Source organism: Desulfitobacterium hafniense DCB-2 (assembly GCF_000021925.1).
Lineage (GTDB): Bacteria > Bacillota > Desulfitobacteriia > Desulfitobacteriales > Desulfitobacteriaceae > Desulfitobacterium > Desulfitobacterium hafniense.
In genome coordinates this window covers 3,565,675-3,591,672 of record NC_011830.1, presented here as the reverse complement: position 1 = coordinate 3,591,672, position 25,998 = coordinate 3,565,675, and the positions used below count along the sequence as shown (strand labels likewise).

At 48.0% G+C, this 25,998-nt stretch carries 26 protein-coding genes and 1 tRNA gene; 20 read left to right on the top strand and 7 right to left on the bottom strand.

The features are described from left to right. Positions 1-65 precede the first annotated feature (65 nt). The 12 genes from DHAF_RS16745 to tatA all read left to right on the top strand — a co-directional run bounded on the left by DHAF_RS16745 (position 66) and on the right by tatA (position 11,655). Positions 66-704, top strand: a complete 639-nt coding sequence (locus tag DHAF_RS16745; RefSeq protein ID WP_015944562.1) for a precorrin-2 dehydrogenase/sirohydrochlorin ferrochelatase family protein — start codon at positions 66-68, stop codon at positions 702-704. Continuing rightward, positions 680-2,011 carry a glutamyl-tRNA reductase gene (hemA, locus tag DHAF_RS16740; RefSeq protein WP_011460182.1) on the top strand — a complete coding sequence of 444 codons (1,332 nt, stop codon included), beginning with the start codon at positions 680-682 and terminating at the stop codon, positions 2,009-2,011. The genes DHAF_RS16745 and hemA overlap by 25 nt, the downstream gene beginning before the upstream one ends. A gap of 10 nt (positions 2,012-2,021) precedes the next feature. Continuing rightward, positions 2,022-2,948, top strand: coding sequence for a hydroxymethylbilane synthase (hemC, locus tag DHAF_RS16735; protein ID WP_011460181.1), 927 nt, complete (start codon positions 2,022-2,024; stop codon positions 2,946-2,948). 46 nt (positions 2,949-2,994) lie between these two features. Next, complete coding sequence (gene cobA, locus DHAF_RS16730; protein ID WP_015944561.1) at positions 2,995-4,509, top strand: uroporphyrinogen-III C-methyltransferase; 1,515 nt, start codon at positions 2,995-2,997, stop codon at positions 4,507-4,509. Beyond that, a complete protein-coding gene (gene nirJ1, locus DHAF_RS16725) occupies positions 4,506-5,681 on the top strand; it encodes a putative heme d1 biosynthesis radical SAM protein NirJ1 (RefSeq protein ID WP_011460179.1) in 1,176 nt (391 codons plus the stop codon). The genes cobA and nirJ1 overlap by 4 nt, the downstream gene beginning before the upstream one ends. Before the next feature lie 23 nt (positions 5,682-5,704). Beyond that, positions 5,705-6,685 carry a porphobilinogen synthase gene (hemB, locus tag DHAF_RS16720; protein ID WP_015944560.1) on the top strand — a complete coding sequence of 327 codons (981 nt, stop codon included), beginning with the start codon at positions 5,705-5,707 and terminating at the stop codon, positions 6,683-6,685. Further along, entirely contained in the window at positions 6,682-7,680 is a 999-nt protein-coding gene (gene nirJ2 / locus DHAF_RS16715) for a putative heme d1 biosynthesis radical SAM protein NirJ2 (protein WP_015944559.1), read from the top strand. The genes hemB and nirJ2 overlap by 4 nt, the downstream gene beginning before the upstream one ends. Next, entirely contained in the window at positions 7,680-8,693 is a 1,014-nt protein-coding gene (ahbB, locus tag DHAF_RS16710; RefSeq protein ID WP_011460176.1) for a siroheme decarboxylase subunit beta, read from the top strand. Before nirJ2 ends, ahbB begins: the two co-directional genes overlap by 1 nt. Positions 8,694-8,705: 12 nt before the next feature. Beyond that, positions 8,706-9,998: a glutamate-1-semialdehyde 2,1-aminomutase gene (gene hemL / locus DHAF_RS16705; RefSeq protein ID WP_015944558.1), complete on the top strand. Its 1,293-nt coding sequence runs from the start codon at positions 8,706-8,708 to the stop codon at positions 9,996-9,998. Positions 9,999-10,021: 23 nt separating this feature from the next. Beyond that, the gene (locus tag DHAF_RS16700; RefSeq protein WP_015944557.1) at positions 10,022-10,306 is read left to right on the top strand and encodes a hypothetical protein; all 285 of its coding nucleotides are present in this window, start codon (positions 10,022-10,024) and stop codon (positions 10,304-10,306) included. A 201-nt stretch (positions 10,307-10,507) separates the two neighbouring features. Then, on the top strand, positions 10,508-11,284 hold the full coding sequence (locus DHAF_RS16695; protein WP_015944556.1) for an SDH family Clp fold serine proteinase: 777 nt from the start codon (positions 10,508-10,510) through the stop codon (positions 11,282-11,284). Positions 11,285-11,466: 182 nt separating this feature from the next. Next, positions 11,467-11,655 (top strand): twin-arginine translocase TatA/TatE family subunit, encoded by a 189-nt coding sequence (gene tatA / locus DHAF_RS16690; protein ID WP_015944555.1) that lies wholly within the window; start codon positions 11,467-11,469, stop codon positions 11,653-11,655. 337 nt (positions 11,656-11,992) lie between these two features. Here the strand turns inward: tatA and DHAF_RS16685 are convergent, their stop codons facing one another. After that, on the bottom strand, positions 11,993-12,799 hold the full coding sequence (locus DHAF_RS16685) for a hypothetical protein (RefSeq protein WP_015944554.1): 807 nt from the start codon (positions 12,797-12,799) through the stop codon (positions 11,993-11,995). A 170-nt stretch (positions 12,800-12,969) separates the two neighbouring features. On the opposite strand from DHAF_RS16685, the gene DHAF_RS16680 reads away from it, so the two are divergent. Next, on the top strand, positions 12,970-14,034 hold the full coding sequence (locus DHAF_RS16680) for a tetraprenyl-beta-curcumene synthase family protein (RefSeq protein ID WP_015944553.1): 1,065 nt from the start codon (positions 12,970-12,972) through the stop codon (positions 14,032-14,034). Between the two features lie 6 nt (positions 14,035-14,040). Here DHAF_RS16680 and DHAF_RS16675 read toward each other — a convergent pair whose 3' ends face one another. Continuing rightward, the gene (locus DHAF_RS16675) at positions 14,041-15,036 is read right to left on the bottom strand and encodes a polyprenyl synthetase family protein (RefSeq protein ID WP_015944552.1); all 996 of its coding nucleotides are present in this window, start codon (positions 15,034-15,036) and stop codon (positions 14,041-14,043) included. A gap of 161 nt (positions 15,037-15,197) precedes the next feature. Between DHAF_RS16675 and DHAF_RS16670 the strand changes: the two genes are divergently transcribed. Continuing rightward, positions 15,198-15,935 carry an SDR family NAD(P)-dependent oxidoreductase gene (locus tag DHAF_RS16670; protein ID WP_015944551.1) on the top strand — a complete coding sequence of 246 codons (738 nt, stop codon included), beginning with the start codon at positions 15,198-15,200 and terminating at the stop codon, positions 15,933-15,935. 98 nt (positions 15,936-16,033) lie between these two features. Here the strand turns inward: DHAF_RS16670 and DHAF_RS16665 are convergent, their stop codons facing one another. Beyond that, the gene (locus tag DHAF_RS16665; RefSeq protein ID WP_015944550.1) at positions 16,034-16,462 is read right to left on the bottom strand and encodes a CBS domain-containing protein; all 429 of its coding nucleotides are present in this window, start codon (positions 16,460-16,462) and stop codon (positions 16,034-16,036) included. A gap of 113 nt (positions 16,463-16,575) precedes the next feature. Here DHAF_RS16665 and larC point away from each other — a divergent pair, with 113 nt between their 5' ends. Both larC and DHAF_RS16655 read left to right on the top strand, forming a co-directional pair. Next, entirely contained in the window at positions 16,576-17,784 is a 1,209-nt protein-coding gene (gene larC / locus DHAF_RS16660) for a nickel pincer cofactor biosynthesis protein LarC (protein WP_015944549.1), read from the top strand. Positions 17,785-17,854: 70 nt separating this feature from the next. Further along, positions 17,855-18,007, top strand: a complete 153-nt coding sequence (locus DHAF_RS16655) for an aspartyl-phosphate phosphatase Spo0E family protein (protein WP_005811219.1) — start codon at positions 17,855-17,857, stop codon at positions 18,005-18,007. Between the two features lie 73 nt (positions 18,008-18,080). Here the strand turns inward: DHAF_RS16655 and DHAF_RS26145 are convergent, their stop codons facing one another. Continuing rightward, positions 18,081-18,257 (bottom strand): hypothetical protein, encoded by a 177-nt coding sequence (locus tag DHAF_RS26145; RefSeq protein WP_015944548.1) that lies wholly within the window; start codon positions 18,255-18,257, stop codon positions 18,081-18,083. A gap of 130 nt (positions 18,258-18,387) precedes the next feature. Between DHAF_RS26145 and DHAF_RS16650 the strand changes: the two genes are divergently transcribed. Both DHAF_RS16650 and DHAF_RS16645 read left to right on the top strand, forming a co-directional pair. Then, positions 18,388-18,474 (top strand) — tRNA-Leu (locus DHAF_RS16650). A 342-nt stretch (positions 18,475-18,816) separates the two neighbouring features. Beyond that, positions 18,817-19,887, top strand: coding sequence for an HD-GYP domain-containing protein (locus tag DHAF_RS16645; RefSeq protein ID WP_015944547.1), 1,071 nt, complete (start codon positions 18,817-18,819; stop codon positions 19,885-19,887). 80 nt (positions 19,888-19,967) lie between these two features. Here DHAF_RS16645 and DHAF_RS16640 read toward each other — a convergent pair whose 3' ends face one another. Further along, entirely contained in the window at positions 19,968-22,067 is a 2,100-nt protein-coding gene (locus tag DHAF_RS16640) for a thioredoxin domain-containing protein (protein WP_015944546.1), read from the bottom strand. An 812-nt stretch (positions 22,068-22,879) separates the two neighbouring features. On the opposite strand from DHAF_RS16640, the gene DHAF_RS16630 reads away from it, so the two are divergent. Together DHAF_RS16630 and DHAF_RS16625 are read left to right on the top strand one after the other, a co-directional pair. After that, entirely contained in the window at positions 22,880-23,590 is a 711-nt protein-coding gene (locus DHAF_RS16630) for an ABC transporter ATP-binding protein (protein ID WP_015944544.1), read from the top strand. Beyond that, positions 23,587-25,176 carry a putative ABC exporter domain-containing protein gene (locus tag DHAF_RS16625; RefSeq protein ID WP_015944543.1) on the top strand — a complete coding sequence of 530 codons (1,590 nt, stop codon included), beginning with the start codon at positions 23,587-23,589 and terminating at the stop codon, positions 25,174-25,176. Before DHAF_RS16630 ends, DHAF_RS16625 begins: the two co-directional genes overlap by 4 nt. Before the next feature lie 11 nt (positions 25,177-25,187). Here the strand turns inward: DHAF_RS16625 and DHAF_RS25290 are convergent, their stop codons facing one another. Together DHAF_RS25290 and DHAF_RS16620 are read right to left on the bottom strand one after the other, a co-directional pair. Beyond that, complete coding sequence (locus tag DHAF_RS25290) at positions 25,188-25,310, bottom strand: VOC family protein (RefSeq protein ID WP_338009686.1); 123 nt, start codon at positions 25,308-25,310, stop codon at positions 25,188-25,190. Between the two features lie 30 nt (positions 25,311-25,340). Further along, complete coding sequence (locus DHAF_RS16620; protein ID WP_015944542.1) at positions 25,341-25,979, bottom strand: hypothetical protein; 639 nt, start codon at positions 25,977-25,979, stop codon at positions 25,341-25,343. Positions 25,980-25,998 lie beyond the last annotated feature (19 nt).

Sequence of the window (25,998 nt, the reverse complement as noted above, 5' to 3'; positions counted from 1 at the left end):
GTTGTAAGATGTGATTAGAATGATTTAAATTTTAAGGGTTCTAAAAAAGAAGCGGGGGGCTGTACGTGTCACATTATTACCCCATCTATGTTGAGTTGCAGAATAAGCCGGTTTTAGTCGTGGGCGGAGGAACAGTCGCTTTGCGCAAGGTGAAGACCCTGCTGGAGCATGGTGCTGTCGTTCGTATCGTCTCACCCGAGCTTCACCCTGAATTGGTGGAGCTGGTGGATGATGAACGATGTCTGTGGAAGAAAAAGGAGTATTCTGCCGATGATCTGCAGGATGAGGTGCTGGTATTTTCCTGTACGGAAATCGAGGAGGTTAACAGCGCCGCTGCCGGAGACGCTCAAAAATCCATGCGCCTGATCAATGTGGTGGATGATCCGGAGAAATGTACGTTTATTGTACCCTCTATATTAGAACGGGGAGATTTAAGCATTGCCGTCTCTACGGGAGGGAGCAGCCCCATTGTCGCCCGGCAGATTCGGGCCGAGCTGGCAGAACACTATGGGGAGGCCTACGAGGATTACCTGACTTTGCTGGGAAGCTGGCGTAAGGACGTTAAAGCCCGGCTGACAGCGGAGCAGAAGGAAAAGTTTTGGAATCGCGCTACGGATGGAGAGATGCTTGAGCTTATAAAAAACGGTCGGCTGGACGACGCGAAGGGAGTAATGCAGAAGTGTTTCCAATCACTATTGGGTTGAACCATAAAACGGCTCCAGTAGAGATTCGCGAGAAGGTCAGCTTTCATCCTTCGGAGATCAATAAAGCCTTAATGGAATTGAATGAACTATCCGCCTTAAACGGGATAGTGTTGTTAAGCACCTGCAATCGTTTGGAGATCTATGCCGCCACTCCAGAAGTGGAACTGGGAGTCAGTGTGATTAAGAAATTTCTGGCCCGGCATGGGAAGCTTCGCGAAGAAGATATTAATCAATATCTTTATGTCCATACTCTTTATGATTCCGTACGCCATCTTTTCCGTGTCGTCGCCGGCCTGGACTCCATGGTGATGGGTGAAACTCAAATCCTGGGCCAGGTAGCGGAGGCCTACGAAAAATCATCACAGCTTAATCTAAGCAATAAAATTATTCATGCCATTTTTCAAAATGCCTTGGCAGTGGGAAAAAGGGTCCGCTCCGAGACACAAATTGACCAGCATCCCACCTCGGTTTCTTACACAGCGGTAGAGTTGGCCAAGCAAACCTTTGGCGATGTGCAAGGCAAGAGTATTTTGATTTTAGGGGCAGGGGAGATGAGCGCTCTGACGGCCAAGCATTTGGTGGCCAGCGGAGCGGATACTGTATTGGTGTCCAACCGTTCTATGCAGCGCGCTCAAGCCTTGGCAGAGGAATTCTCAGGAAGAGCCATTCCTTATGAAGAATTGGATACGGCCTTGGCCGAAGCCGATATCGTTATTTCGGCAACGGCTGCCGCTCATTTTGTCATCAAGCCGGAGCGCATGAGGCGGGTTATGGAACAGCGCCGGCAGCGGGCTTTATTGCTGATCGATATCGCCGTACCCCGGGATATTCATCCCAATGTGGGAGAATTAGAAGGTGTGACTTTGTTTGACATCGATGACTTGCGGGGAGTAGTGGACTCCCATCAAAAAGCCCGGGAGGAAGCAGCCCTGCAGGCTGGGAGGATTCTCGAAGAAGAGATGGGACGCTTTGTGAAGTGGCATAATTCTTTGTATGTAGTTCCCACCATCGTTGCTTTGCAGCGTCGTGGGGAGGAGGTCCGGGAGATTATGCTGAAAAGCGCCTTGAATAAACTGGGTCCTATCGATGAGAAACAGGAGAAGATTATCCGGTCCATGGCCAACTCCATCGTAACTCATCTTCTGCATGCTCCTATTGCCAATTTGAAGGAAGCAGCCAATACCAGCCAAGGTCATCTTTATACGGAAATACTTCAGAATTTATTTGACTTGGATGGTAATGAGCTTTCACCTCATGCGGGGTGGAGTGTTCATCATGCCGCCAGTCATCATTCCAACCAAGGTTAAGGGGGAGCACATGGGAAGCGTTAAAATAGGTACACGGGATAGTCAGCTGGCCCTTTGGCAAGCCGAATGGGTGAAAAGGAAACTGGAAGAGTATTACCCGGAAAGAGAGTTTGTCCTGGTCCCCATGAAAACAAAGGGAGATAAGATTCTTGATGTCCCCCTTGCTAAAATCGGCGACAAGGGTCTTTTTACAAAAGAGTTGGAAGTTGGTCTTCTCAATGGGGAGATTGATTGTGCTGTTCATAGCCTCAAGGATCTGCCTACGGTCTTGCCCCCAGGATTGGAAATCGCCGCTTTTTGCGAGAGAGAAGAGCCGCGGGATGTTTTTTTAAGTAAAGACGGCACGCCTTTAGGGTCATTACCGGCCGGCTCAATCATCGGCACCAGCAGTTTAAGGCGCAAAGCCCAGCTGCAGAATTATCGCTCCGATCTGTCTTTTGCGGATTTGCGCGGCAATCTCCAGACCCGTTGGCGGAAGCTCCAGGAGTCCGATATGGCAGGTATCGTTCTGGCAGCGGCCGGTGTGAAACGCTTAGGCTGGGAAGACCGGATCACCGAATACATCTCTGAAGAGATTATGCTTTCAGCAGTAGGCCAAGGAGCCATTGCTGTGGAGATTGCTGCCCAACGGGCTGATGTCAGGGAAATGCTTGACTTGCTGAACCATGGGGATACGGAAAGAGCCGTCAAAGCAGAACGGGCTCTCCTCTACCGCTTGGAAGGGGGCTGTCAGATTCCCATCGGAGCCTGGGCTGTGACAGAGCAGCAACAGATTGTTCTGAAGGGAATGGTCGCTTCCTTGGACGGTCAACGCATCCTGAAGGTCACTCTGTCGGGAGAGCATCCTGAAGAACTGGGCAGGCAAGCTGCCGATCTGCTGATTGCTCAAGGAGCCCTGGAGATCCTGCAGGAGATTCGTACACCCTTAGAAAAGTAAGTTGTTATGCTCATAATACGCTACAGCAAGCAAGGAGTGTTCTGATTTGGACAAAGGATATGTATATTTGGTCGGTGCCGGGCCAGGGGATCCGAAACTCATTACAGTTAAGGGCGCGGAGTGCATTGCCAAGGCCGATGTGCTGATCTACGATCGCCTGGCTTCACGCCGTCTCCTGACCTTAGCCCGTCCCGATTGTGAACTTATTTATGTAGGGAAATCCCCGGACCGGCACACCCTGCGCCAGGAAGAGATCAACGCTCTTCTGGTTCAGAAAGGCCTGGAGGGTAAAATAGTGACGCGTTTAAAGGGGGGGGACCCTTTTGTTTTTGGACGCGGTGGGGAAGAAGCAGAGGATCTGCTTCAGGCAGGGATTCCCTTTGATATTGTTCCCGGTGTTACCTCAGCGATTTCCGTACCTGCTTATGCAGGTATCCCGGTGACTCATCGTGATTTAACCTCTTCTTTTGCTGTCATAACCGGTCATGAAGACCCCACTAAAAACAGCTCGGCTTTGGCTTGGGAACATTTAGCCACGGCTCACGGGACTTTAATCTTTTTGATGGGCATGGAAAATCTGTCCTTGATCGCCACTAAACTTATGGAAAATGGCCGTTCACCGTCAACCCCTGTGGGAATTATCCAATGGGGGACCCGGCCGGAACAAAGGGTGCTGGTCGGTGAACTTCAAAATATTGCTCAATTGGTAAAGGAAGAAGGCTTTACCAACCCCTCGATCATCATCGTGGGAGAGGTTGTTCAACTAAGGGAGAAACTGCAATGGTTCGAAAAGAGACCTCTCTTCGGTCAGCGGATCATTGTGACCCGGGCCAGGCATCAAGCCAGCGCCTTGTCTCAAGGCATTGAAGATCTGGGCGGAGAACCCTGGGAGTTTCCGGCGATTGAAATCGTACCCCCCAGGGACCCTCAGCCCCTGATTCAGGCCATCAAGAACCTGAAGCGGTTTGAATGGCTGATCTTTACCAGTGTCAACGGCGTGGAGGAATTCTTTAAAGTTCTCATGGAGCAGGGCAGGGACGTTCGTGATCTGGCCGGTATGGATGTGGTCGCTATCGGTCCGGCCACCAGAGATGCTTTGGAGAAGCGCTGCCTGAAGGTCTCTTTTGTTCCTGAAGAATATCGTGCTGAAAAAATCATCGAAGGGCTGGCCAGCCGGGTTCTGCCCGGTCAAAGTGTGCTCCTGGCCCGGGCCGAAGAAGCCCGGGATATTCTGCCCGAATCCCTGAAAGCTTTAGGGGCGGATGTCTGGGATGTTCCCACCTATCGTACAGTTTTGGGGAATGCCAACAAGGAGGAATTGATGAAGTTGCTGGAGGAGAAAGCTGTAGCGGCTGTTACCTTTACCAGTTCCTCCACAGTACGCAATTTCCTGCAATTAATTGATGGCAGGCAAAGCCTTTTGGATGGAGTTAAACTCTATTCTATCGGTCCCATTACCAGCAAAACAGCTCAGGAATTTGGGTTGAGCATTTACCGGGAAGCAAAGCAGTATACTATTAAGGGGCTGCTTGAGACTCTGGCAAGGGGGAACGAGGAATGATCAGTTTAACAAAATTGCTTTTTAATACAGAGTACTTCGGTGATTCGCTGCGCTACAGCAAAGGGTCAAAAGGGTCTATGCACGGAACCACTTCCGGATCAGGTCCGGTGGTGGTCTGGAACTCGACCCGGACCTGCAATTTGCAATGCGCCCACTGTTATATGGAATCCGATGCCCAAAAGTATCAAGGTGAATTGACCACAGAAGAGGCCAAACGCTTTATTGATGATTTGGCCGATTTTAAAGTGCCGGTGCTGCTTTTCTCAGGGGGGGAACCCTTGATTCGCCCGGATTTTTTTGAACTGGCTGAATATGCCGCCGCCAAAGGGATCCGTCCCACTCTATCCACCAATGGCACCTTGATCACCAGGGAAGTGGCCCAACGCATTAAAAACATTGGCGTAGGCTATGTGGGCATCTCCTTGGATGGCTTGCGGGAGGTTAATGATAAATTCCGCGGCAAGCAAGGGGCTTTCCAAGCGGCCATGGCGGGCATTCAGAACTGTGTCGCCGTAGGCCAGCGGGTAGGGCTGCGCTTTACGATTAATAGCCATAATTATGCGGAGCTGGATAAGATCTTTGACTTTATTGAAGAAGAAAATATCGATCGGGTCTGCTTCTATCACCTGGTCTATTCCGGACGGGGCAATCAAATGATCGCTGAGGATGTCACCCCCGAGCAGTCCAGACAGGCCATGGAGACCATCATCCGGCGGACCATCGACTTTGAAGAACGGGGACTCCGCAAAGAGATTTTAACGGTGGATAACCACTGTGACGGGGTTTATCTTTACCTGCGTACGTTAAAGGATGACCCGGAGAAGGCTCAAAAAATCAAGGAATTGATCAGCATGAACGGAGGCAACCGCTCCGGGATCGCTTTCGGGGAAGTAGACCCTCTGGGCTATGTGCATCCGGATCAATTTACTCAACATATCACCTTCGGCAATGTGCGGGAACGGAAATTCGGAGAGATCTGGACGGATCTGAACCATCCTATCCTGGCTGGGTTAAAGGATCGCAAACCCCTTCTCAAAGGCCGTTGCGCCCGCTGTCAGTACTTAAATAACTGTAACGGCAATTTCCGCACCCGTGCGGAAGCTGTCACCGGAGATTTCTGGGAATCCGATCCAGCCTGCTACTTGACCGATGAAGAGATCGGTATAGTGTAGGGAAATGGAGGAGGAATGAACAAATGCCAATGATTAGACGCCCCAGGAGATTAAGAAGCAGTGCAGCCATCCGCAGAATGGTCCGGGAACATCATGTCCGGATTGAGGATTTGATTTACCCGATGTTTGTCACGTTTGGGGAGAAGAAAAAGATCCCCGTTTCCTCCATGCCCGGAGTGTATAATTACTCCTTGGATGAGTATATAGTGGCTCTAAAGGATGTGGTGGAGGCGGGAATTCCGGCTGTCTTGCTCTTTGGTCTGCCCGAGTCCAAAGATGCAGCAGGGACCGGGGCCTATGACCAGCACGGTATCATCCAGGAAGCTGTTCGTCTGACCAAGAAACATTATCCGGACCTTTATGTGATCACCGATGTCTGCCTCTGTGAATACACGGATCATGGACATTGCGGAGTGATCCAGGATGGCCGGGTGCTCAATGATCCTACCCTGAAATTGCTGGCTCAGACAGCGGTTTCTCATGCTGAAGCCGGGGCGGATATGGTAGCGCCTTCAGATATGATGGACGGCAGGGTGGGAGCGATCCGGGAAGCTTTGGACGAAGCCGGCTATACGGATATTCCGATTATGTCCTATGCGGCCAAATTCGCTTCTGCCTTCTATGGACCCTTTCGTGAGGCGGCCGGTTCGGCCCCTCAATTCGGAGATCGCCGCACTTATCAAATGGACCCTCCTAACGGCAATGAAGCCATGATCGAGACGGCCCTCGATGTCGAGGAAGGGGCGGATATGCTCATCGTCAAGCCGGCCCTGGCCTATGGAGATATCACCTATCGGACCAAAGAGCAGTTCGGGCTGCCCATCGTCGCCTATAATGTCAGCGGTGAGTATGCCATGGTTAAAGCAGCCGCTGAGAAAGGCTGGATTGATGAAAAACGTGTGGTCATGGAGAGTCTGGTCAGCATGAAACGAGCGGGAGCCGATCTGATTATTACTTATCATGCCTTGGATGCCGCACGCTGGATAAAGGAGGAACAATCATGATTGTATCCTGGAATACCACCAATGCCTGCAATATGTATTGCGATCATTGCTACCGGGACGCCGGCTGCCAAGCCGAAGAAGAGCTGAACACTGCCGAAGCCAAAACCCTGCTGGAGCAGATTGCCAGGGCCGGCTTTAAAATTATGATCTTCAGCGGCGGGGAGCCTCTCCTGCGCCCGGATATCGTGGAATTGGTGGCTTATGCCACTTCCCTGGGCCTGCGCCCGGTTTTCGGCACCAATGGGACCTTGATTACCGTAGAAATGGCCCGCCGCCTGAAAGAAGCAGGGGCTATGGGTATGGGCATTTCCTTGGACTCTCTGCATATTGACAAGCATAATCAGTTCCGCAAGTATCCCCGAGCCTGGGAAGAGGCTGTGCAAGGGATGCGCAATTGCCGGGAAGTCGGCCTGCCTTTTCAGATTCATACCACGGTCATGGATTGGAACCGGGATGAGCTGGAAGCCATTACGGATTTTGCCGTAGCGGAAGGGGCGGTAGCCCATCATTTCTTTTTCCTGGTTCCCACAGGGCGGGCCGTATCCATTGAAGAAGAGTCCCTGCGGGCTGAGGAATATGAAGATGCTTTAACCCGCATCATGAAGAAACAACAAGAAGTCGATATAGAGCTTAAACCAACCTGCGCTCCCCAGTTTATGCGGATTGCCAAAGAGATGGGGGTGAAGACCCGTTTTGGGCGGGGCTGCCTGGCCGGTACTTCTTACTGCATTATCAGCCCCAAAGGACAGGTACAGCCTTGTGCCTACCTCAATATCCCTTTAGGTGATGTCCGGGAGACACCCTTTGATGAGCTGTGGAAGACCCACCCGGTCTTAAATGAATTGCGCACTTTGGATTATAAAGGGGGCTGCGGCAGTTGCGGTTATAAAACCATCTGCGGTGGCTGCCGGGCCCGGGCTGCTTATTATGAAGAAGGAGACTTTATGGCAGAGGAGCCCTGGTGCCTTTATCACGGGCGTAAGGGGGGTAAATAATGGATGCTCTCGATCGGGCTCTGCTGAATATCGTGCAGACGGATTTTCCCATCACCTCCCGCCCCTATGAGACCTTAGCAGGTCTTACCGGGACCACGGAGGAGGAAGCCTGGCAAAGGATACAGCGCTTTCGCCAAGAGGGTGTGATCCGGCGCTTAGGGGGAGTCTTCGATTCCCATCGTTTGGGCTATAAAAGCACCTTGTGTGCGGCCAGAGTGCCCGAAGATAAGATTCAGATCCTGGCCGATCTGCTGATGGAACTTCCCGGCGTGACTCATAATTATCTGCGCAGCCATGACTATAATATTTGGTTTACCCTGATTGCCTCTTCCCAGAAGGAAGTGGAAAAAATCCTGACCACGATCAAAGGGCTCATCGGCACCGATGAGGTGTACTCTTTGCCCGCTCTCCGCTTGTTTAAAATCAGTGTGGATTTTGATTTTAATACGGAAGAACAGGCCGGAGAACAGCGCCATAGCGAAGAATGTGAGTGTACAGCCAATCCGCGGGGGTCCCAAAAGCTGGAGCCCTACCCGGTGGACGACATGGATAAATTGCTCATACGGGAACTGCAGGGGAATATCCCGGAGTCCCTGACTCCCTATGCCGAGATTGCCGCCAAGCTGATGTGGCAGGAGGAGAAGGTCCTCAGACAGACCCGGGCTTTGGTTGACAACCAGGTGATTCGGCGCTTCGGAGCGGTTCTCCGCCACCAGAAAGCCGGATTTACCGCTAATGCCATGGGTGTTTGGCAGGTCCCCGAGGCCGAAGCTGAAGCCATCGGCAAAGTCATGGCCTCCTTCCGGGAAGTGAGCCATTGTTATCAAAGGCCTACGCTGAAAGATTGGCCATATAATCTCTTTACCATGATTCATGGCCGTTCCGAAGAGGAGTGCGGCGAGGTGATGGCCAGGATCGCCCAAGCGACAGGAATCAAAGATTATGCCATGCTCTTCAGTATCAAGGAGTTAAAAAAGAGCAGTATGCAATACTATAGGGAAGAAGACGATTAGGAGGGTTTAATCTTGGGGTTTCAGGATCAACGAAGTAAAGAAGCTTTTGCCCGGGCCAATGGCGTCCTTCCCGGCGGAGTCAACTCTCCGGTAAGGGCTTTTAAATCCGTAGGGCGGGAGCCCATATTTATCGCCAAAGGACAGGGGGCAAGACTATGGGATATTGACGGCAATTCCTATCTGGATTACGTTTTGTCCTGGGGACCGCTGATTCTTGGTCATGCCCACCCGGTGGTGGTGGGGGCCATTAAAGCGGCCGCGGAGCGGGGAACCAGCTATGGAGCACCCACTGAGATTGAAACGGAATGCGCTGAAGAAGTGATTAAAGCCTTCCCCTCCATGGAAATGGTCCGCATGGTCAGCTCCGGAACCGAGGCCACCATGAGCGCCTTGCGCTTAGCCCGGGGAGTGACAGGCCGCAACAAAATTATTAAGTTTGAAGGGTGCTATCACGGTCATGGTGATTCCTTGCTGATCAAAGCGGGCAGCGGGGCTTTGACCTTTGGCGTCCCCACCTCTCCGGGTGTACCCTCTTCAGTAGCTTCACAAACTATTGTAGCTCAATATAACGACCTGGAAGGTTTAAAAGAGATTTTTAAGGAATGCGGGGAAGACATTGCCGCAGTGATCCTGGAGCCGGTGACCGGGAATATGGGCGTTGTTTTACCTCAACCCGGGTTTTTGGCGGGCTTGCGGACCCTGACTCAGGACTATGGCAGCCTGCTGATCTTTGATGAAGTGATGACAGGCTTCCGGGTGAGTTATGGAGGGGCACAGGGCCGCTATCAAATCGATCCGGATTTGACCTGCCTGGGTAAAGTGATTGGGGGGGGGCTGCCTGTGGCAGCCTATGGCGGCAAAAGGAAGTACATGGAGCAGGTAGCTCCCAGCGGGCCAATTTATCAAGCCGGCACCTTATCCGGTAATCCTTTGGCCATGGCGGCGGGGCTGGCCACTTTAAAGCTCTTGCAGCAGGAGGGGGTCTATGAGGGACTGGAGAAGAAAACCGCCCGTTTAGCTGAGGGCTTGCAGTCCATCGCTCAGGAATTAGGGTTCCCCATCTGGGTCAATTCCGTGGGAGCTATGTTCTCCGCCTTCTTTACCGATCAACCTGTAATTGACTTTAAAAGCGCCTGCTCTTCCGATGTGGAGCGTTTTGGTTCCTTCTTCAGAGGCATGCTGGAGCGGGGGATCTACTTAGCGCCCAGCCAATATGAAGCGGTATTCCTTTCTGCCGCCCATACGGATGCAGATATTGACTATACCTTGGAACAGGCCAGGGATGTCCTTAAATCCTTGGGCTAAATTGTTGAGAAAGGATTAAACGGATGGAAGGTAAGAAAATCATTCGCGCGGTCATATCCATAGGTTTAGTTGTGGCTTTGATTAGCATCATTTTTGTTTCGCAAGGACATGATCCCAATAACCCCCATGCCTCCATTCCCAGAGAAGAGTGGATTAGCGGGGAGAAGGGGCATGGATTTTCGGTTAAGAATAACCAGAATCCCCAAAAGCAATGCTATAGATGTCATGTCAAGCAGGATTTAGGCGGCAAGAGCTATTGCCAATCCTGTCATGACGCATCCGGGGTGGACTATGCTCTGCCTGACTAGTACAGGGCCGCCCAGGGACCCGGCCTTCCTGAACAGCATAATACGATAAGCCCCAAGAAGCCGCCGGTGCAATGACCGGCGGCTTCTTGGGCATGGGCCTGGAAAGAAGTCCAAATGATCCCCATCCCCTGATGAAGACAGTCACAGCTATCTAGAATGTGGAATAATATGGTATATAATTCATCGGCATGGGGGTATTCTATGGATAAGGATGAACGACTTCATTATTTGGACAGTTTGGAAAGACTAAGAGGCTCAAAGGTTTTAGTTTACTTTGCCTATACACCCCTCGATGATAGCATTCTCGTGCCCCTCTACGAACAACTCAAAGCAATCGGGCATACAGAGAAAATTGATTTACTCCTGCACAGTTATGGCGGAGCGGTAGACACCCCCTATAAGGTTGTCATGCTGATTCGTGAGTTCTGCAACGAATTCGGCGTTATCGTCCCTTTTGTAGCCAAATCTGCGGCATCTATGCTGGTTCTGGGAGCAGATGAAGTTGTTATGGGACCCATCTCTGAGCTGGGGCCCATTGATCCCCTGATTAAGCACCCTATTTACAAGGAGTTATGGGTTCCCGTCCAAGCTATTCGCTATTGTATCGATTATCTTCAGCGTTCTATCGAATCCAATCCCAATCCGGAGCTGGTAACCGGCATCATCACGCCTATGATCAATAAACTGGACCCCTGGTTGATTGGAGATTACGAAAAAGCTTTAAAAGCATCTCACCAATATGCTGAAGCCCTCTTATCCCGTTATATGTTAAAAGATAACCCCGAACTTGTTCCTGTAGTCACCCGGGCTTTGACAGAGGGCTATTTTTCTCATGGCTATCCAATCGGGCGCCAGGAAGCCAAAGAGCTGGGTTTGCGGGTAACAGAGGCCGAGGATGAGCTTTGGGATGTGATTTGGAGCTTGTACCGGGGCTACGAGGAACTTTTCAGCACTTGCGATAGTGGAGATAGAGTCTGAATTCAGGCTCTTTTTCTCATCTACTTAAATAGCCAATAAAATCAATATACCCAATAAAATCATATTGAAAAAATGGACATAATCCTGTAGGATAAGGGATGTAAAGGGAATGCAATATTATTCACGTTTTATTGGTTTATTAAAATTATTGCTATGTAGACTAGACTATGGAGGTGTATGACATGTTAGCAACATTTGGTATGGTAACCCCAACTGTAATGATCATTGTATTAATCATTGCATTGGTTATTTTTGGGCCCGGAAAACTACCTGAGCTGGGCAAGGCTTTGGGACGAGGAATCTCTGAATTTAAATCGGCAACCAATGGCGAAGAGGAAGAAAAGAAAGAAGTTGAAAGCAAAGAAGTTTAACCCCAGGGTAACTGTAATGCTCTTTCTTTTCTAAGTACTGTAAATTGATGGAACGAATAGACAGGAAGCAGGCATAACCAGCTGTAAGTGGGTGCCTGCTTTTTTCTTTTCAATAAAAAGAACATGCCGCACTCTATCTACGATAAAGATCTGCGACACGTCCTTAACTTTTTTGCAAAATATTTAAGCTAATACAGCGCTATTGCTAGTCACCATCCATTTTTAACACCTCTTCAATCAGATACTTGACTTTATTATATATCCTTTAGTATGGACAAGCAAATTGTGAGTTATACATTTTTATACATAATATGTATTTGGATTAAAAAGGTGAGAATCAGGTGAATTCCCAACTTATCCGATAGTAATACAATAGGCTGGGGTTATCAATGACCCATTCATACACATCATTATTACCAATGATTTTACAATGTATTATTTGTGGCTGGGATAAATTAATTTGCGCAAAACTATCGGCATAAACGCATCGCTTGACACCTTTCACCATGTCGTTAGGGACACAAAGCCTTAGTATGATTCTTTCCGTTGGGTTTCTTACTAAATGTCCGATCATGGGCTGCATTATTTTTGATGAATCGCCTAGTTCATATTTCAACTTAAACGTGGTAGGCTGGTTTTTCTCCAAGGGTACATCAAAGATGATTTTGGCCGTAGTTAACGGGCTGGCATCCTTGCATAGCTCTACTTTATGATTATGGGCCGATTCAAGAATTGGTGAACTGATATAATCACCTGTCCAGTTATGAGAACGTTTCATCTCACTTATTTCTTTTAAAGCATATATATTATAATTTGAAGAATAGGCGATATTTTCCCGGGTTTTAAAGTGCAATTCTGTTTCGATTTCTTTATAGATATAATCCATTGAAAGTGAAGGGAATCTAGGTTTGAATTTATTGGAGTTATTCCTATAGAACTGTATGGATCCTACCAACATTGCTCCGATAGAAATTCCGGCAACCAAGTACTGCCAAAACAAGACAACTTCACTATGCCATAATGAAATTATATTTGCCGCAATTAATGACCAAAGACTAATCAGGATAACCCAGATAATAGATGCGGATAAACTAGATACGATGCCCACCTTGTATTCCACAGTAAACTTTTTATCTAGTTTCATTTTATTCCCTCGCGATAATTCCATTTTTTCCCTAATGACTATAATTCGGCATAGGGCAGATAATTCCTTCTTGAGATAGGAGAATTATTGCACAAAGATGGGGTTAGGGAAGGGAGTACTGGTTACACTAGGACTAGGGTAGAAATTGAAGTCAATAAGGAAGTGTATTTGTGGATATTGCCAAAGAAGTTTCTAAACCTCAATTGATTTATTCTTTTGTCAAAACCATATTTCCAGCGGTAAAGGCTCAGCTGGGTTTCTGGGCAGAGAAAGCGGGGCGTTGTCCTGACCGGGTGCTTGGGGAGCAAGCCCTGGCCAGTATAGCCCATAAGGAATTTCATTGTTTAGGGGGCAGCATTTATTCTCTGTATCCCGGGGCCAGGGTTGCCGAGGTGATTGAGTTTGTGGTGGCCTATCAGACCATCAGCGATTACCTGGATAATCTGGTGGATGCCCTGGAAATTCAGGATGAACAGGCTTTTCGCCAGCTTCATCTGGCCATGACTGAAGCTCTGGATACGGATGTCCAGTGTTCCGATTATTATGCTTATTATCCTCACCGTGAAGACGGAGGTTATTTGGTCGAACTGGTGCAGACCTGTAGGAGGAGGGTGCAAAAATTGCCTTCTTATGAAGTCGTTCGGCCCTACATGATGGAACTGGCTGAGCTTTACTCCTTGCTTCAAGTCACCAAACATTTGCATCCGGCTGAGCGTGAACAAAAGATGTTAGGCTGGTTAGAGCAGGTCATTCCCGGATATCCGGGACTATCCGCCTGGGAGCTGGCAGCTGCCACAGGATCAACCCTGGGGACGTTCTGCCTTTTTGCTATGGCTTATGATTCCCAGCTGACGGACACAGAAGCAAAAAAAGTCAGGGATGCCTATTTCCCCTGGATTACAGGCTTGCATATTCTTTTGGACTATTTTATCGATCTTGAAGAAGATAGAAAGACCAACCAATTAAATTTTGTCGAGTACTATTCTTCAAAAAAAGAGCAGCAGGAGCGGCTGCTGCTCTTTGTGGAGACGGCTCTCAGTCAGGCAAGATCTTTGCGCTACCCTGATTTCCATGAAGCTATTATCAGGGGGTTACTGGCCATGTACCTATCCGACCAAAAAGGAAAATCCAGAGAATGCGGTCAAGTGACCGCGGAGCTGATAAGGGCAGGGGGCAGGCCTGTTAAGGTGCTGTTTTGGATATGTCTTCAGTTAAGAAAAAAAGGCAAGCTATAGCTGCCTCTATGCTTGACGATAAAGGATAGTCTGGGTGAGTTCGCTCAGGAAGGTTTTGGAGGGCGAAGGGGGAAGGGAGCTCAAGGCCTGAACGGCGGTTTCAGCGCAATGGAGGGCGGTGTTAAAAGCTTCATTGAGGGCCCCCGAGGAAATAAGGGCCTGAATAATTCTCTGAACATTCGCCGGGGATAAATCCCGGGCTTGCAGCATGTCTCTTGCCCAAGGTCCGTAGAGGGGCTTATCTAAAAGATAGATGACGGGTAAAGTGATGTAACCGTTGACTAGATCGGCGGCTGCGGGTTTACCTGTTACCTGGGGATTGCCAGTGAAGTCCAGAATGTCATCAATAATCTGATAGGCATACCCCAGATTCATGCCATACTGGCCAAGGGCTTCGACGGCCTTCTGGTTTGCTCCCGCACTGGCCGCACCGGAGCAGCAGCAGCTTGCTAAAAGAATTCCTGTTTTCTGGGCAATGCGCTGGAAGTATTGGCTGGGTTCAACAGCTAAGTCACAGCGTTGCTCAGCCTGTTGTACTTCACCGTCACACATGGATTGAATGGCGTCCACCAGGTAGGACATACTCGTAAGGAGATGTTTATTGGCTAAAATACGAAAGGCCTCGGCAAACACATAGTCCCCGGCTAAAACGGCCACCTGATTCCCCCGTTGCGAGTTGATCGTGGGTATGCCCCGCCGCCGGTCCGAATGATCGATGACATCATCATGTATCAGGGAAGCCATGTGAATTAATTCTGCGGCCACCGCCGCATCAAGTGCCGCCGAGTTGAGAGGGCCAAAACACTGGGCGCTTTGTAAGGTCAGCAGGGGCCTTAACCGCTTCCCACCTGAGTCAAGGAGCAGGAGACAAGAATCTTTGATAGTGTCCCCAGCTCTCAGAAAAGATTCCCGAAGCCGCTCTTCGACAACGAGCAATTCGGGAAAAGAGATAGCGGAGTTTGCGGATTTTATGGTTACAGAAGCCATATCCGGAGAAGCCATGAAATCAGTCCTTTACACTAACCTTTTCCTTAGTATTCCATGTTGATGAAAAAGGATACCTTAAAGGATTGGGATCTTGAACGTGCTCTCCTTCTAGGCTATACTGGAGAAAGCAAAAAGGATGGGTGCTTGCGGAAAGAGTTGTTAAGGAGGAAACGGTGATGTTACAAGGAAAAACCGCTTTAATCACAGGAGGGGCGACAGGAATTGGCCGCGCCATTGCTTTAAAGCTTGCCCAAGAGGGTGTTAATATTGCTGTCAATTATTCCCGCTCTCGGGAAGATGCTGAACAAACCTCTCAGGAAATCGAAAAACTCAAGGTAGCCTGCAGGATATACCAAGCCAATGTGGCAAAGGATCAAGAGGTTCGGGAAATGATCGGTGCAGTGGTCCGGGATTTTGGACAATTGGATATTCTTGTCAATAGTGCAGGGATGACTCATTTTGTTGAGCATGCCGATCTTGAAGGCATGAAAGATGAGTATTGGGACGAGATTTTCAGTGTCAATGTCAAAGGCCTTTTCAATACCTGCCGTGCCGCGGCCGAAGCCCTCAAGAAGCAAAAAGGCTGTATCGTTAATATTACTTCTATCGCCGGTCTGACCGGATTGGGGAGTTCTATCGCCTATAGTGCTTCCAAAGCCGCTGCGATCAGTGTTAATAAATCCTTGGCCCGGGTTCTGGCTCCCGATGTCCGGGTTAATTCGGTGGCCCCAGGGGTAGTGTTAACCCGCTGGGTCAGCGGCCAAGAGGAACATATCACCCGCATGGCTGAGGGAACCCCTTTACAGAAGGTGTGTACTCCGGAAGATGTGGCTGAAGTCGCCTATGCTTTAATCGCCCATGCCGGATTTGTCACAGGTCAAACCTGGGTCGTAGACGGGGGCAATTTTATCTGATCATCAAGTTTTGCTTAGGTTTTCAGGTTTAGGGAGAGGATGATATGTTCAAGAGAAGAGCATATATCCTCTTTTTTTGAAAAAGCCGGGCCGCGGCTTTAGTCCTTGAAGGGTAAGGATTCCAACATGCCCAAGGCTTTGGTGCAGTATTCCAGAATTTCACGGCGGCGGACAATCCCGATAAAGATTTTTTGATCATCCACCACCGGGATAAAGTTCTGCTCAACAGCCCGGGAGATCAGGTCTTCCATGCGGGAGCTGATGGAAACCGGATAGTTTTGAATATGCTGTTCGATCTCTGTCAGCCGGATGCTATGGGTGTTTTGAAAGTTGAGGCCGGGAGTATTTTTAAGCTTCCACAGAAGATCCCCTTCCGTAATCGTGCCGCGGTAGCAGCCCTGGTCATCAATAAGGGGAATGGCCGAGTAACGGTGGAATTCCATTTTTTCTATAGCCTGACGCATGGTAGAATTGATCTTGAGGTAAATTACATCTTGCTTGGGTATCAGGAAAAAAGCAACATTCATCGTTTTGAACACCTCTCTTTGTTTAACAGAAAGAGTAAAGATTCATTAACCTGCCCTAGTATAGTTCAGCACAAATTAATTTGCAAGAGTATTTGTTTAAGGAGAATGAAAATATGAAAGCAGCTTATCTGGATTGTTTTTCCGGTATCAGCGGGGATATGCTTTTGGGCGCCCTGGTCGATGCAGGATTGGATTTTAATCTTTTGCAGAGGGATTTGGCTGGCTTGGATCTGGATGAATATGAATTGTATGAACAGAAAGTCCTTAAACAGGGAATCAGGGGTACCCAGATCCATGTTCACGCTTTGGAAGGTCATGTCCATCGCCATCTGTCGGATATTCAGGCAATCATCGGCAGAAGTGCTTTGCCTCCCCAGGTTAAAGAGAAGAGTTTAGAGATATTTACCCGTTTAGGGAAAGCTGAAGCGAAGATTCATGGCACCGATATCGAACAGATTCATTTTCATGAAGTCGGCGCAGTCGATGCCATTGTGGATATTGTCGGGGCAGTCATAGGTTTTTGGCGTTTGGGAATTGAAAAAGTGTTTGCTTCGCCAATTCATGTGGGAAAAGGTTTTGTTAAGGCGGCTCATGGGCTGCTGCCCGTACCTGCTCCGGCTACCTTGGAATTATTGACCGGGGTTCCGATTTATGCTCAGGATGTGGAAGGAGAGCTGGCTACTCCCACCGGAGCTGCCATAGTAACCGCCTATTGCCGGGAGTTTGGTCCATTCCCTAAAATTAGAGTAGAGAGAGTCGGCTATGGTGCAGGAGTGAAAGATTTAACCATCCCGAATCTATTAAGGCTGACCGTCGGAGAGCTGGCCGATGAGGATAAAGGGCAGGAGGGGATTCGAGAAGGAGAGGCATTAACCCTGGAAGTAAATATCGACGATATGAACCCGGAGTGTTACGATTATCTCTTTGAAAAACTCTTCCAAGCAGGAGCAATGGATGTCTATATCCAGACTATCCAGATGAAAAAAAACCGCCCTGCCGTACTGCTGACGGTGCAGACTCCCTATCATAAGCTGGAGGAAATGCGCAAGATTCTTTTCCAGGAGACGACCACCATAGGATTACGGGTTTATCCGATCAAAAAATATATGCTTCCTTATGAGCTATTCACTGTTGAAACAAACTACGGTTCAGCGAAAGTCAAGGTGGCTTTTATGGAAGGGAGAGCCTGCACGGTCAGCCCGGAGTACGAGGACTGCCGCCGGCTGGCCCGATTGACCGGAGAACCCCTTAAGCAGATCTATGAAGAGATAAAAGAAAAGGCGAAAATTTTACTTTATTCGACGAAATATCCTATAGACTAATTGGGCCAGATTTTGTAAAATATTTTTGTTGGGCTGTTATCTGTTATCATATGGAAAGGGAGTCAAATCTATGTGGAACCATCAATTGCTTAGGCTCATTGAGGATATGAGAAAAGAGCTTAATCAATTAGGTAAGAGAAAGCCTCTTACCGACCCGGAAGTGATTAGTTTAAGCCAAAGGCTGGACGAGCTTCTCAACGAATACCACCTTACAGCGAAATAATGATTATTAATATGTAGCCCTATCAGCAGATAGGGCTTTTTTGTATCTTTCCGAACGGTCTACATCCCATGCTTCAATTACTGGAATTAAAGATATTCCAAATATAATCTTTGATGGTAATCATCGCTTTTTGGTACCCTTTGCTCCATATCCTAACCTCGTAGTTGTAGTCTTCGAGTGGTTTTTCGGCTTCGCGCTCGACAAAATCCAGTAATTGTTTTAGTTTTACATACAGTTCATCATTCATCATAATGCTCACTCCCTATTTGCCCTCTCTTTAATGTATGCACAGGGCGGCAGAGTCGTGTACAAGCTTTTAAAGTAAATTAAAATATTCTATTGACAAGTCGGCTCAGTTTTCATATAATGAATATTGTCTCGCGGACGTGGCGGAACTGGCAGACGCGCTAGTTTCAGGTACTAGTGAGTGTACGCTCATGGAGGTTCAAGTCCTCTCGTCCGCACCATAATGAAATTTTGAAGCCCTTGAAAAATCAAGGGCTTTTTCATTTACACCTTGCAATGACAGAGCGCCTAGAAGAGTTATTTCGGTAAAGGATGTAATTTTAATTATTATAAATATAAATTTTTTTGTTAATCTTAATAATTGGTTGTTCATTTTTCACAAAAGCATAAGTATAATGGTTTTAAGGGAAATAGGCCCGTTTAAAGCCTTATAGGACCAAAGGGAAAATATTTGGAGCAGAAAAAACAGAAGAGGATAAAGAATAATTTTGGCGAAATTGTATATACGTTTTGTTTAAATGAGATAAAAGTACATATTTGTAAATTGAGAGCAGGAGTGTTATATGCGTTTAGTAAATATTGCTTATGTGGGCGAAGGAGAAGTGCTTGCTCGTCCGCTGGTTAGTCCCAACGGAAAGGTCCTATTGCAGGCAGGAGTAAAGCTCACTCGTAATTATATAGATAAATTATCTCGTTTGGGGTTTGATACCATGTTTATTGAGGATGATACATTTCAGGATGTGGAGATTTATTCTGCGGTATCCATAAAAACACGTGAAGCAGCTTACGCGTCTCTGGAAAATCTGAGCAAAAATCTCAATGAAGCACAACCTCACACCGTTAATCTGGGTGAGGTTAAAAAGGCAGTGCAAAACATCATCGCTGATCTTCTTTACAGCAAGGACATGCTGGGAAACGTTATGGAGATTCAGGGATACGATGATTATACTTTTCATCATTCCGTGAATACCACCATTATCGCCTTAATTATGGGAATATCTATGGGCTGGCATAACGGAAAACTGCTGGAGCTTGGCATGGGTGTGCTCATGCACGATGTCGGCAAGATAAAGATCCCTTCGGAGATACTTAATAAGAGAGGACCCCTTACTCCTGAAGAATTCGCGGAGATTAAGAAACATGCTGAATATGGATTTGAAATCCTCCGGAAAAACCATGACATTAACTTACTGTCTGCTCACATCGCTCTTCAGCACCAAGAGCGTTGGGATGGCAGCGGTTATCCGAGGGGATTAAAAGGGAACCAGATTCATGAATATGGCCGGTTAGCTGCTGTTGCGGATGTTTATGAGGCATTAACCAGCAAAAGGGTTTATCGGAATGCTCTGCAGCCGTATGAGGCCTACGAATATGTTATCGCCAATTCGGATACCCTTTTTGAACCTAAAGTAGTGCAGAACACCTTTTCCAAATGCATTACGCCCTATCCTACAGGTACAGGGGTCCGTCTTACCAACGGACTTCGCGGTAATGTGGTAAAGCAAAATTTCACTTTTCCGACCCGGCCTTATGTCCGAATGACCCATGAAGGAGAGATTCGCCTCATTGCCCCCATTGATTATAACCTGGCGGAACATCCTTCCTTGATGATTGTCGGCATAGAGAACAAATAAAGTATTAAGATTAAAGATGAAATAAAGAAGCAAAACCGGATTGGGTATAGTATGCCCGGCTTTGCTTCTTTTTGCGTGGATTAGGTCAGTAAGGCAGACAGCTCTTCAGCTTTATGAACGGGTTTATGGCAAGCGTAATTCTGACACAGGTAGGCGGTCATCTTTTCAGAATCCAGGGGATAGTCTTTTAACCAAGGAATAAGCTCAGAAAGGGTACCCTCCTCATAAAGAAGAGTGGTATAGGGATGGAACTTTTTAAAGATTGCGGTCTTCATGTTCTTTAGCTCAGGATGCTGCAGAGGGCCGGCCAGGATAATCTCCCTGCTTTCCTGGAGAGCAAACTGGATGGCTTGCAGAAAAGCGCTGTACCCTGAAGGATAAGTGGAAAGGGTGGCTTTAAAGGCATTTATCTGTTCATAGGCTCTCTTTTCCAGTTCCCCGTCGCCGGTAAGCCGGGCCAGGCGGATCAGGTTCAGGGCAGAGATAGAATTGCCGGAGGGAGTGGCCCCATCATAGATTTCTTTAGGGCGGATCAGCAGTTCCTCAGCATCCCGGCCTGTTAAGAAGTATCCGGACTTTGCCCCATCCCAGAAAAGTTCATCCTGTTCTCTTTGCAGCTGGAGAGCGAATTCCAGATGCTCTTTTTTTCCGGAAGCTTGATAGAGTTCAATAAGGCCCCAGATTAAAAAGGCATAATCATCCAAATAGCCTAAATGGGCGGAATCCCCATCACGGTAGCGGGCTAACAGGCGCTGGTTGGCATAGAGATTTTTCCGGATAAAATAAACAGCCTGCTCTACCGCTTCAGCATAGGCGGGCTCGCCAAGGACTTGAGCGCCTTTGGCTAAGGCAGCGATCATTAATCCATTCCAGGAGGTGAGGAGCTTGTCATCCTTGTGGGGAGGAATCCTTTCCTTGCGGACAGCAAAAAGCTTTTCCCGGGATTTTTCAAGGCGTCTTTTGAGGACTTCGAGGGAATGCTGCCTCTCTGAGCCCAGAGCTTCCCAATCTGTATCCAGAAGATTGGGGATGCTTTTCCCTTCGAAATTGCCTTCCGGGCTGACTCCGTAAGCTTGGCAGTAGAGCCGGCCTTCTTCACTGCCAAGAATTTCGTGAATTTCCTGAGGAGTCCAGACATAGAATTTTCCTTCCACTCCTTCGGAGTCCGCATCTTCTGCAGAGTAAAAGCCTCCTTCCGGAGCGGTCATATCCCGGAGGACGTAGGAGAAGATCTCCCGGGCCTTTTGTTCGTCATGAGGATCATGCTGAGCCTGATAGTTTTCAAGATAGGCGATGGCTAATAAGGCATTGTCATAGAGCATTTTTTCGAAATGAGGAACAAGCCAATGACGGTCCGTGCTGTAACGGGCAAAGCCAAAGCCCACATGGTCAAAGATACCCCCTTGCCCCATGCGCTCCAAGGTGGTTCGGACCATAAGAGCTGCTTGCTGGGCTTCCAGCCCATCACTATGGTCATGGGCGTAACGCAGGAGAAAGGTTAAATGATGGGGAGTGGGGAATTTTGGCGCCCGCCCAAACCCTCCGTATTGACGATCAAAGGACTTCTGCAGGGTTTGGAAAGCTGTGTCCAGAATCTCCTTAGCCCAAGGAATAAAATCATCCTGCAGAGCAGGGGTCAGTGAACTTACAGAGGGCTCTTCACGAGAAGTAACGGCCTTATAGATAGAGTCAGCCGAGCCGCGAATCTTGGGCTGATCTTTTGCCCAAAGCTCTCCCAGCTGGGACAAAAGATCGAGAATTCCCGGTCTTCCGTAGCGGCTTTCTTTGGGGAAATAGGTCCCGGCATAGAAAGGCTTCCGCTCATCTGGAGTCAGAAACAAAGTCAAAGGCCACCCCCCTGAGCCGGTGAGGGCCTGGCAGAATTCCATATAGATATGGTCTACATCGGGACGTTCTTCCCGATCCACTTTAATGGGTACAAAGTAACGGTTGATGAGCTGGGCGACCTCTTCGTCTTCAAAGGATTCCCGTTCCATGACGTGACACCAATGACAGGTGGAGTAGCCTATGGATAGAAAGATGGGTTTATCTTCTGCTTTTGCTTTGGCAAAGGCTTCTTCTCCCCAAGGATACCAGTCCACGGGGTTATGGGCATGCTGAAGGAGATAGGGTGATTTCTCCTGCAGCAATCGATTGGGTACTTTGTTTAAGTTAGTCATTATATCACCTTTTTTCACCATCAAATTCGGTTTTAGTATACCCTTAATGAGTGAAAGATACCATGAATTGTCTTATGATAAGAGAAGGGATAGAGGAGCACATGGTTGAATTTACAAAAGAGCACTTGGATTGGTGCTCTTTTTGTAAATCATAATCAGTATAAATATCCTGAAAAATATATTTATAAATATTCTTCAGGTGGGTAATCCCAAATTTCCCTTTCACAGTCTGTTCACTTTCAAGCTCATACTGCCGGATTAATGTAATATCCGCTTCGTACTCAGCCAGTGCTTTTCCGTCACGGATATTTTCTTTGTTTATTAATACATCTGTCCCTCTATAGCAATAGGCCGATTGCCGATTATCAGTAGGGTCATAGGTAGAAAATTTACTGCTCATTTTGTACGAAAGTTAGAAGCATGTTTCGCTTTTACTTTCGCGACAGCTTCTTTAGCGGTAATTTTATTTTCGAGATATTGTTTGCCAACAGTCCTGGCATGGGAACTTGGCTGTAAACCTTCCATAGCCATTGATGCCCCAACACTTGATATGGACTCTTGCATTGTTTTTTACAGGTTTTCTGTTTATTGCTTTCAAAGCCCTCACCTCTTAGTATTATTATACGAAAATCCAAGGTAAAAGACAATTTAGATAAGGCTATTTAAAGTCACTTATTGGTTATAGTAACTGTTTTGCCATTAATACAGTCCACGGGGTTATAGGTGTGTATAATCGTATTGCCATATTGGAATCATGAAAGGCAGGGAAGGACTTTTTGCTCTAGTTATCTGAACAGGGAAGGAAGATTGCAATGATCGACGTACATAATATGACCAAAACCTATGGCAAGTTAAAGGCTAACGATAATATCAATCTTTCGGTGTCGGCCGGGGAGCTGGCCGTTCTTCTGGGCCCCAACGGCGCGGGAAAATCCACATTAATAAAATCCGTATGCGGGCTGTTGCGGTATGAGGGTTCCATCACTATCGGAGGGCATGAAAATCATACGGTGGAAGCGAAGCGGCTCTTGGGGTATGTGCCGGAATTCCCCGTACTCTACCCGATGCTGACGGTGGGCGAACACCTGGAGTTCATCGCCAAGGCGTACCGGCTGGAAAGCTGGGAGGAAAGAGCCCAGGAACTGCTCCGCCGCTTTGAACTGGATGATAAGCAGCTGAAGTTAGGCAAAGAGCTTTCCAAAGGAATGCAGCAAAAGGTCAGTGTCTGCTGCGCGCTTTTGCCGGAACCCAAGACCGTTATTTTTGATGAACCGCTGGTCGGGCTTGATCCCCATGGCATTCGTGAGCTGAAAAACCTGATTGCCCGTCTGCGGGACAGCGGCTGCGCCCTGATTGTGAGCACCCATATGATTGAAAGCATGGAAGACAATTGGGACGTGACCTATATTATGGTCAAGGGCAAAATAGAGCGGGTGGTCCGCCGTGGGGATATAGCAGGCCAAAGCCTGGAGGATGTCTATTTTGCGATCACGGAAGGACAGCTTCAAGGGGGTGCACAATGAGCAGCCTGGTTTTCCTGTTGGTGAAAAGCGCCAAAAACAGTTTTTTTGAGTTACTGCGCAAGCCGGCAAAGCTGATCATGTGGATTGTATTCCTAGCCATGATTGTGGGGCTCATTGTTCTTTCGCTGTTTACCACCCAGGAAGGGGACAGTTTCCAGGATATCATCTGGCTCAAGGGTATTCTTTTTCTGCTCATTCTGCTTTTTGTCGGGATTGCGGTTCAAAAAGGACTTTCCAACGGTGATGCGATCTTTGACATGAATGATGTTAATTTGCTGTTCATTTCTCCGGTCAATCCCCGCCTGATTTTGATGTACGGAATTGTCAAAATGGCAAAAACGTCCTTTCTCGCCGGATTTTTTATTCTCTTCCAAAGCAATTCGCTGAAGCTCGGCTTTGGGGTTGGATTTGACGCAGTGCTCATTGTCCTGCTTGGGTTTATGCTGGCCAACAGCCTGCTTCAGGTTATATCCCTGTTGATTTACACCCTGACCAACAGCAGGCCCAGGCGGAAAATGGCGGTGAAAATCATCGCTGTAGCGATCTTTCTTCCGCTTATAGCAAAGTTGGGCATCCAGCTTGCCGGGGCCGGTAACCCGATGACTGCGCTGGAAAACACCATGCGCTCACCGGTATTCTCCTGGACACCGGTAGCAGGCTGGACCTCGGAGGGTGTTGTTGCGCTGATTGCCGGCGACCTGGCAAAGGGCCTGCTGTTTCTGGGCATAACGGTGCTGACCGGTGCGCTCCTGATTCTCTATATCGCCTTGAGCAACCCCGATTATTATGAGGATGTACTGGTGGCCACGGAAACCACCTTTGAGAAAAAACGCAGCCTGTCCGAGGGGCAGATTAACCCGGAAGCTGCTTCGACTAAGAAAATAAAGGTGGCCGGAACGGGCATCAGCGGACTTGGTTCGAACACTATTTTTTATAAACACCTGCGTGAATCCTTCCGCGCCAACCGGTTTGGTCTTTGGGGATTACCATCCGTGATTACGATTGTGAGCGTGGCGATTCTTTCTTCGTTTCTGCCTTCCGATGCCGGCGGTCTATTGATTATCCTGCAGATTCTGATGTGGATGCAAATTTTCATGATTGGGACAGGGAGAGGGTTGAAGGAACTTTATACCCATTATATCTACCTGATTCCCGAGAGTTCTTTTCGGAAAATCGTCTGGAGCAATTTGGAGATTGCTTTTAAGGTTCTGGTGGAAAGTGTGGTTTTGTTCTCTGTCAGCGGTTTGATCATGGGTGAAACTATTGTGTTGATCGTTCTGACCATTGCGGTTTATACTTTGTTTTCTTTCCTGCTGCTGGGCATCAATTATTTATCCATGCGCTGGACGGGTGCGGACATCAGCGCCGGGATGATGATCATGCTTTACATGTTCGCCGTCATGATCATCATGGCACCGGGTTTGGCGGCCGCGATTGCCCTTGGCACTACGATCGAAGGGATTGGGGTGTTGATCGGAATGGGAGTTCTCGCCGGATGGGAGCTCCTTGCCGGCCTCCTTTGCTTTGCCCTGTCCAGGGGAATTTTGCATAACAGCGATATGCCTGTGTTAAGAACCGGAAAATAATGCGGAAACTATCACTCAACGACAAAACAAAACGGATGTCCCACAGGGTCAAACAGGACCGTCCACTCGTCGCTATACTGGGTAGCTGCTTTGGTTGCGCCGCATGAAATGACGTGTTTCACAGCACGTTCCATTGAAATATATTCCAGGTATTGAGCAACTTCTTAAACCACTTTTTTGATGGACAAATACTGATAACCTTCCGCAGTAAAACGAATGGTATAGGCTTTGGTATAGAAAACATTTTTATATTGATCGTCATAATAATCAACTATCAGCTTCAACGTATCATTGTTCTGCTGTTCTTTCGCAACTAATTTCGGAAAGCGGCCTCCGCCGAATCCACTCAGGCCGCCGACCACAATCTCTTGTGCTTGCGGCTGGTAACCGTCGATTTGAGCTGGGTCGAAGTTATGTCCGTCAAAATAGCGGTTTAACACCTCCTCGATATCAGCTATCGGGACATGATATTTATCATCTGTTTTGGAATACCATTTCTTGTCTTGGTAGTTTCGCTCATATACATATTGATTGCTGGTCATATAACAGAAAAAAGTAAAAAGTGTTTCAGAAGGAATATCTTTTGCGTAGGCGAAAAGCAAATCGTCCCCAAGACAAAGGTCTATACCGCTGCAGTAGCTGTCCAGCAGTTCTTCATCCGGCAACTTTAACGCCTGCTCCAGCCCTGGGACACTTGCCGGGGCCGGAACGTCATTGGCGCTGGGTGTGCTTTTCTTGTTGCAGCCTGACAGCAGACTCGCGGTAATCAATACTAATAAGAAGAGATAGACAGCTTTTTTCATTTTCTCATCCTCCCAAATT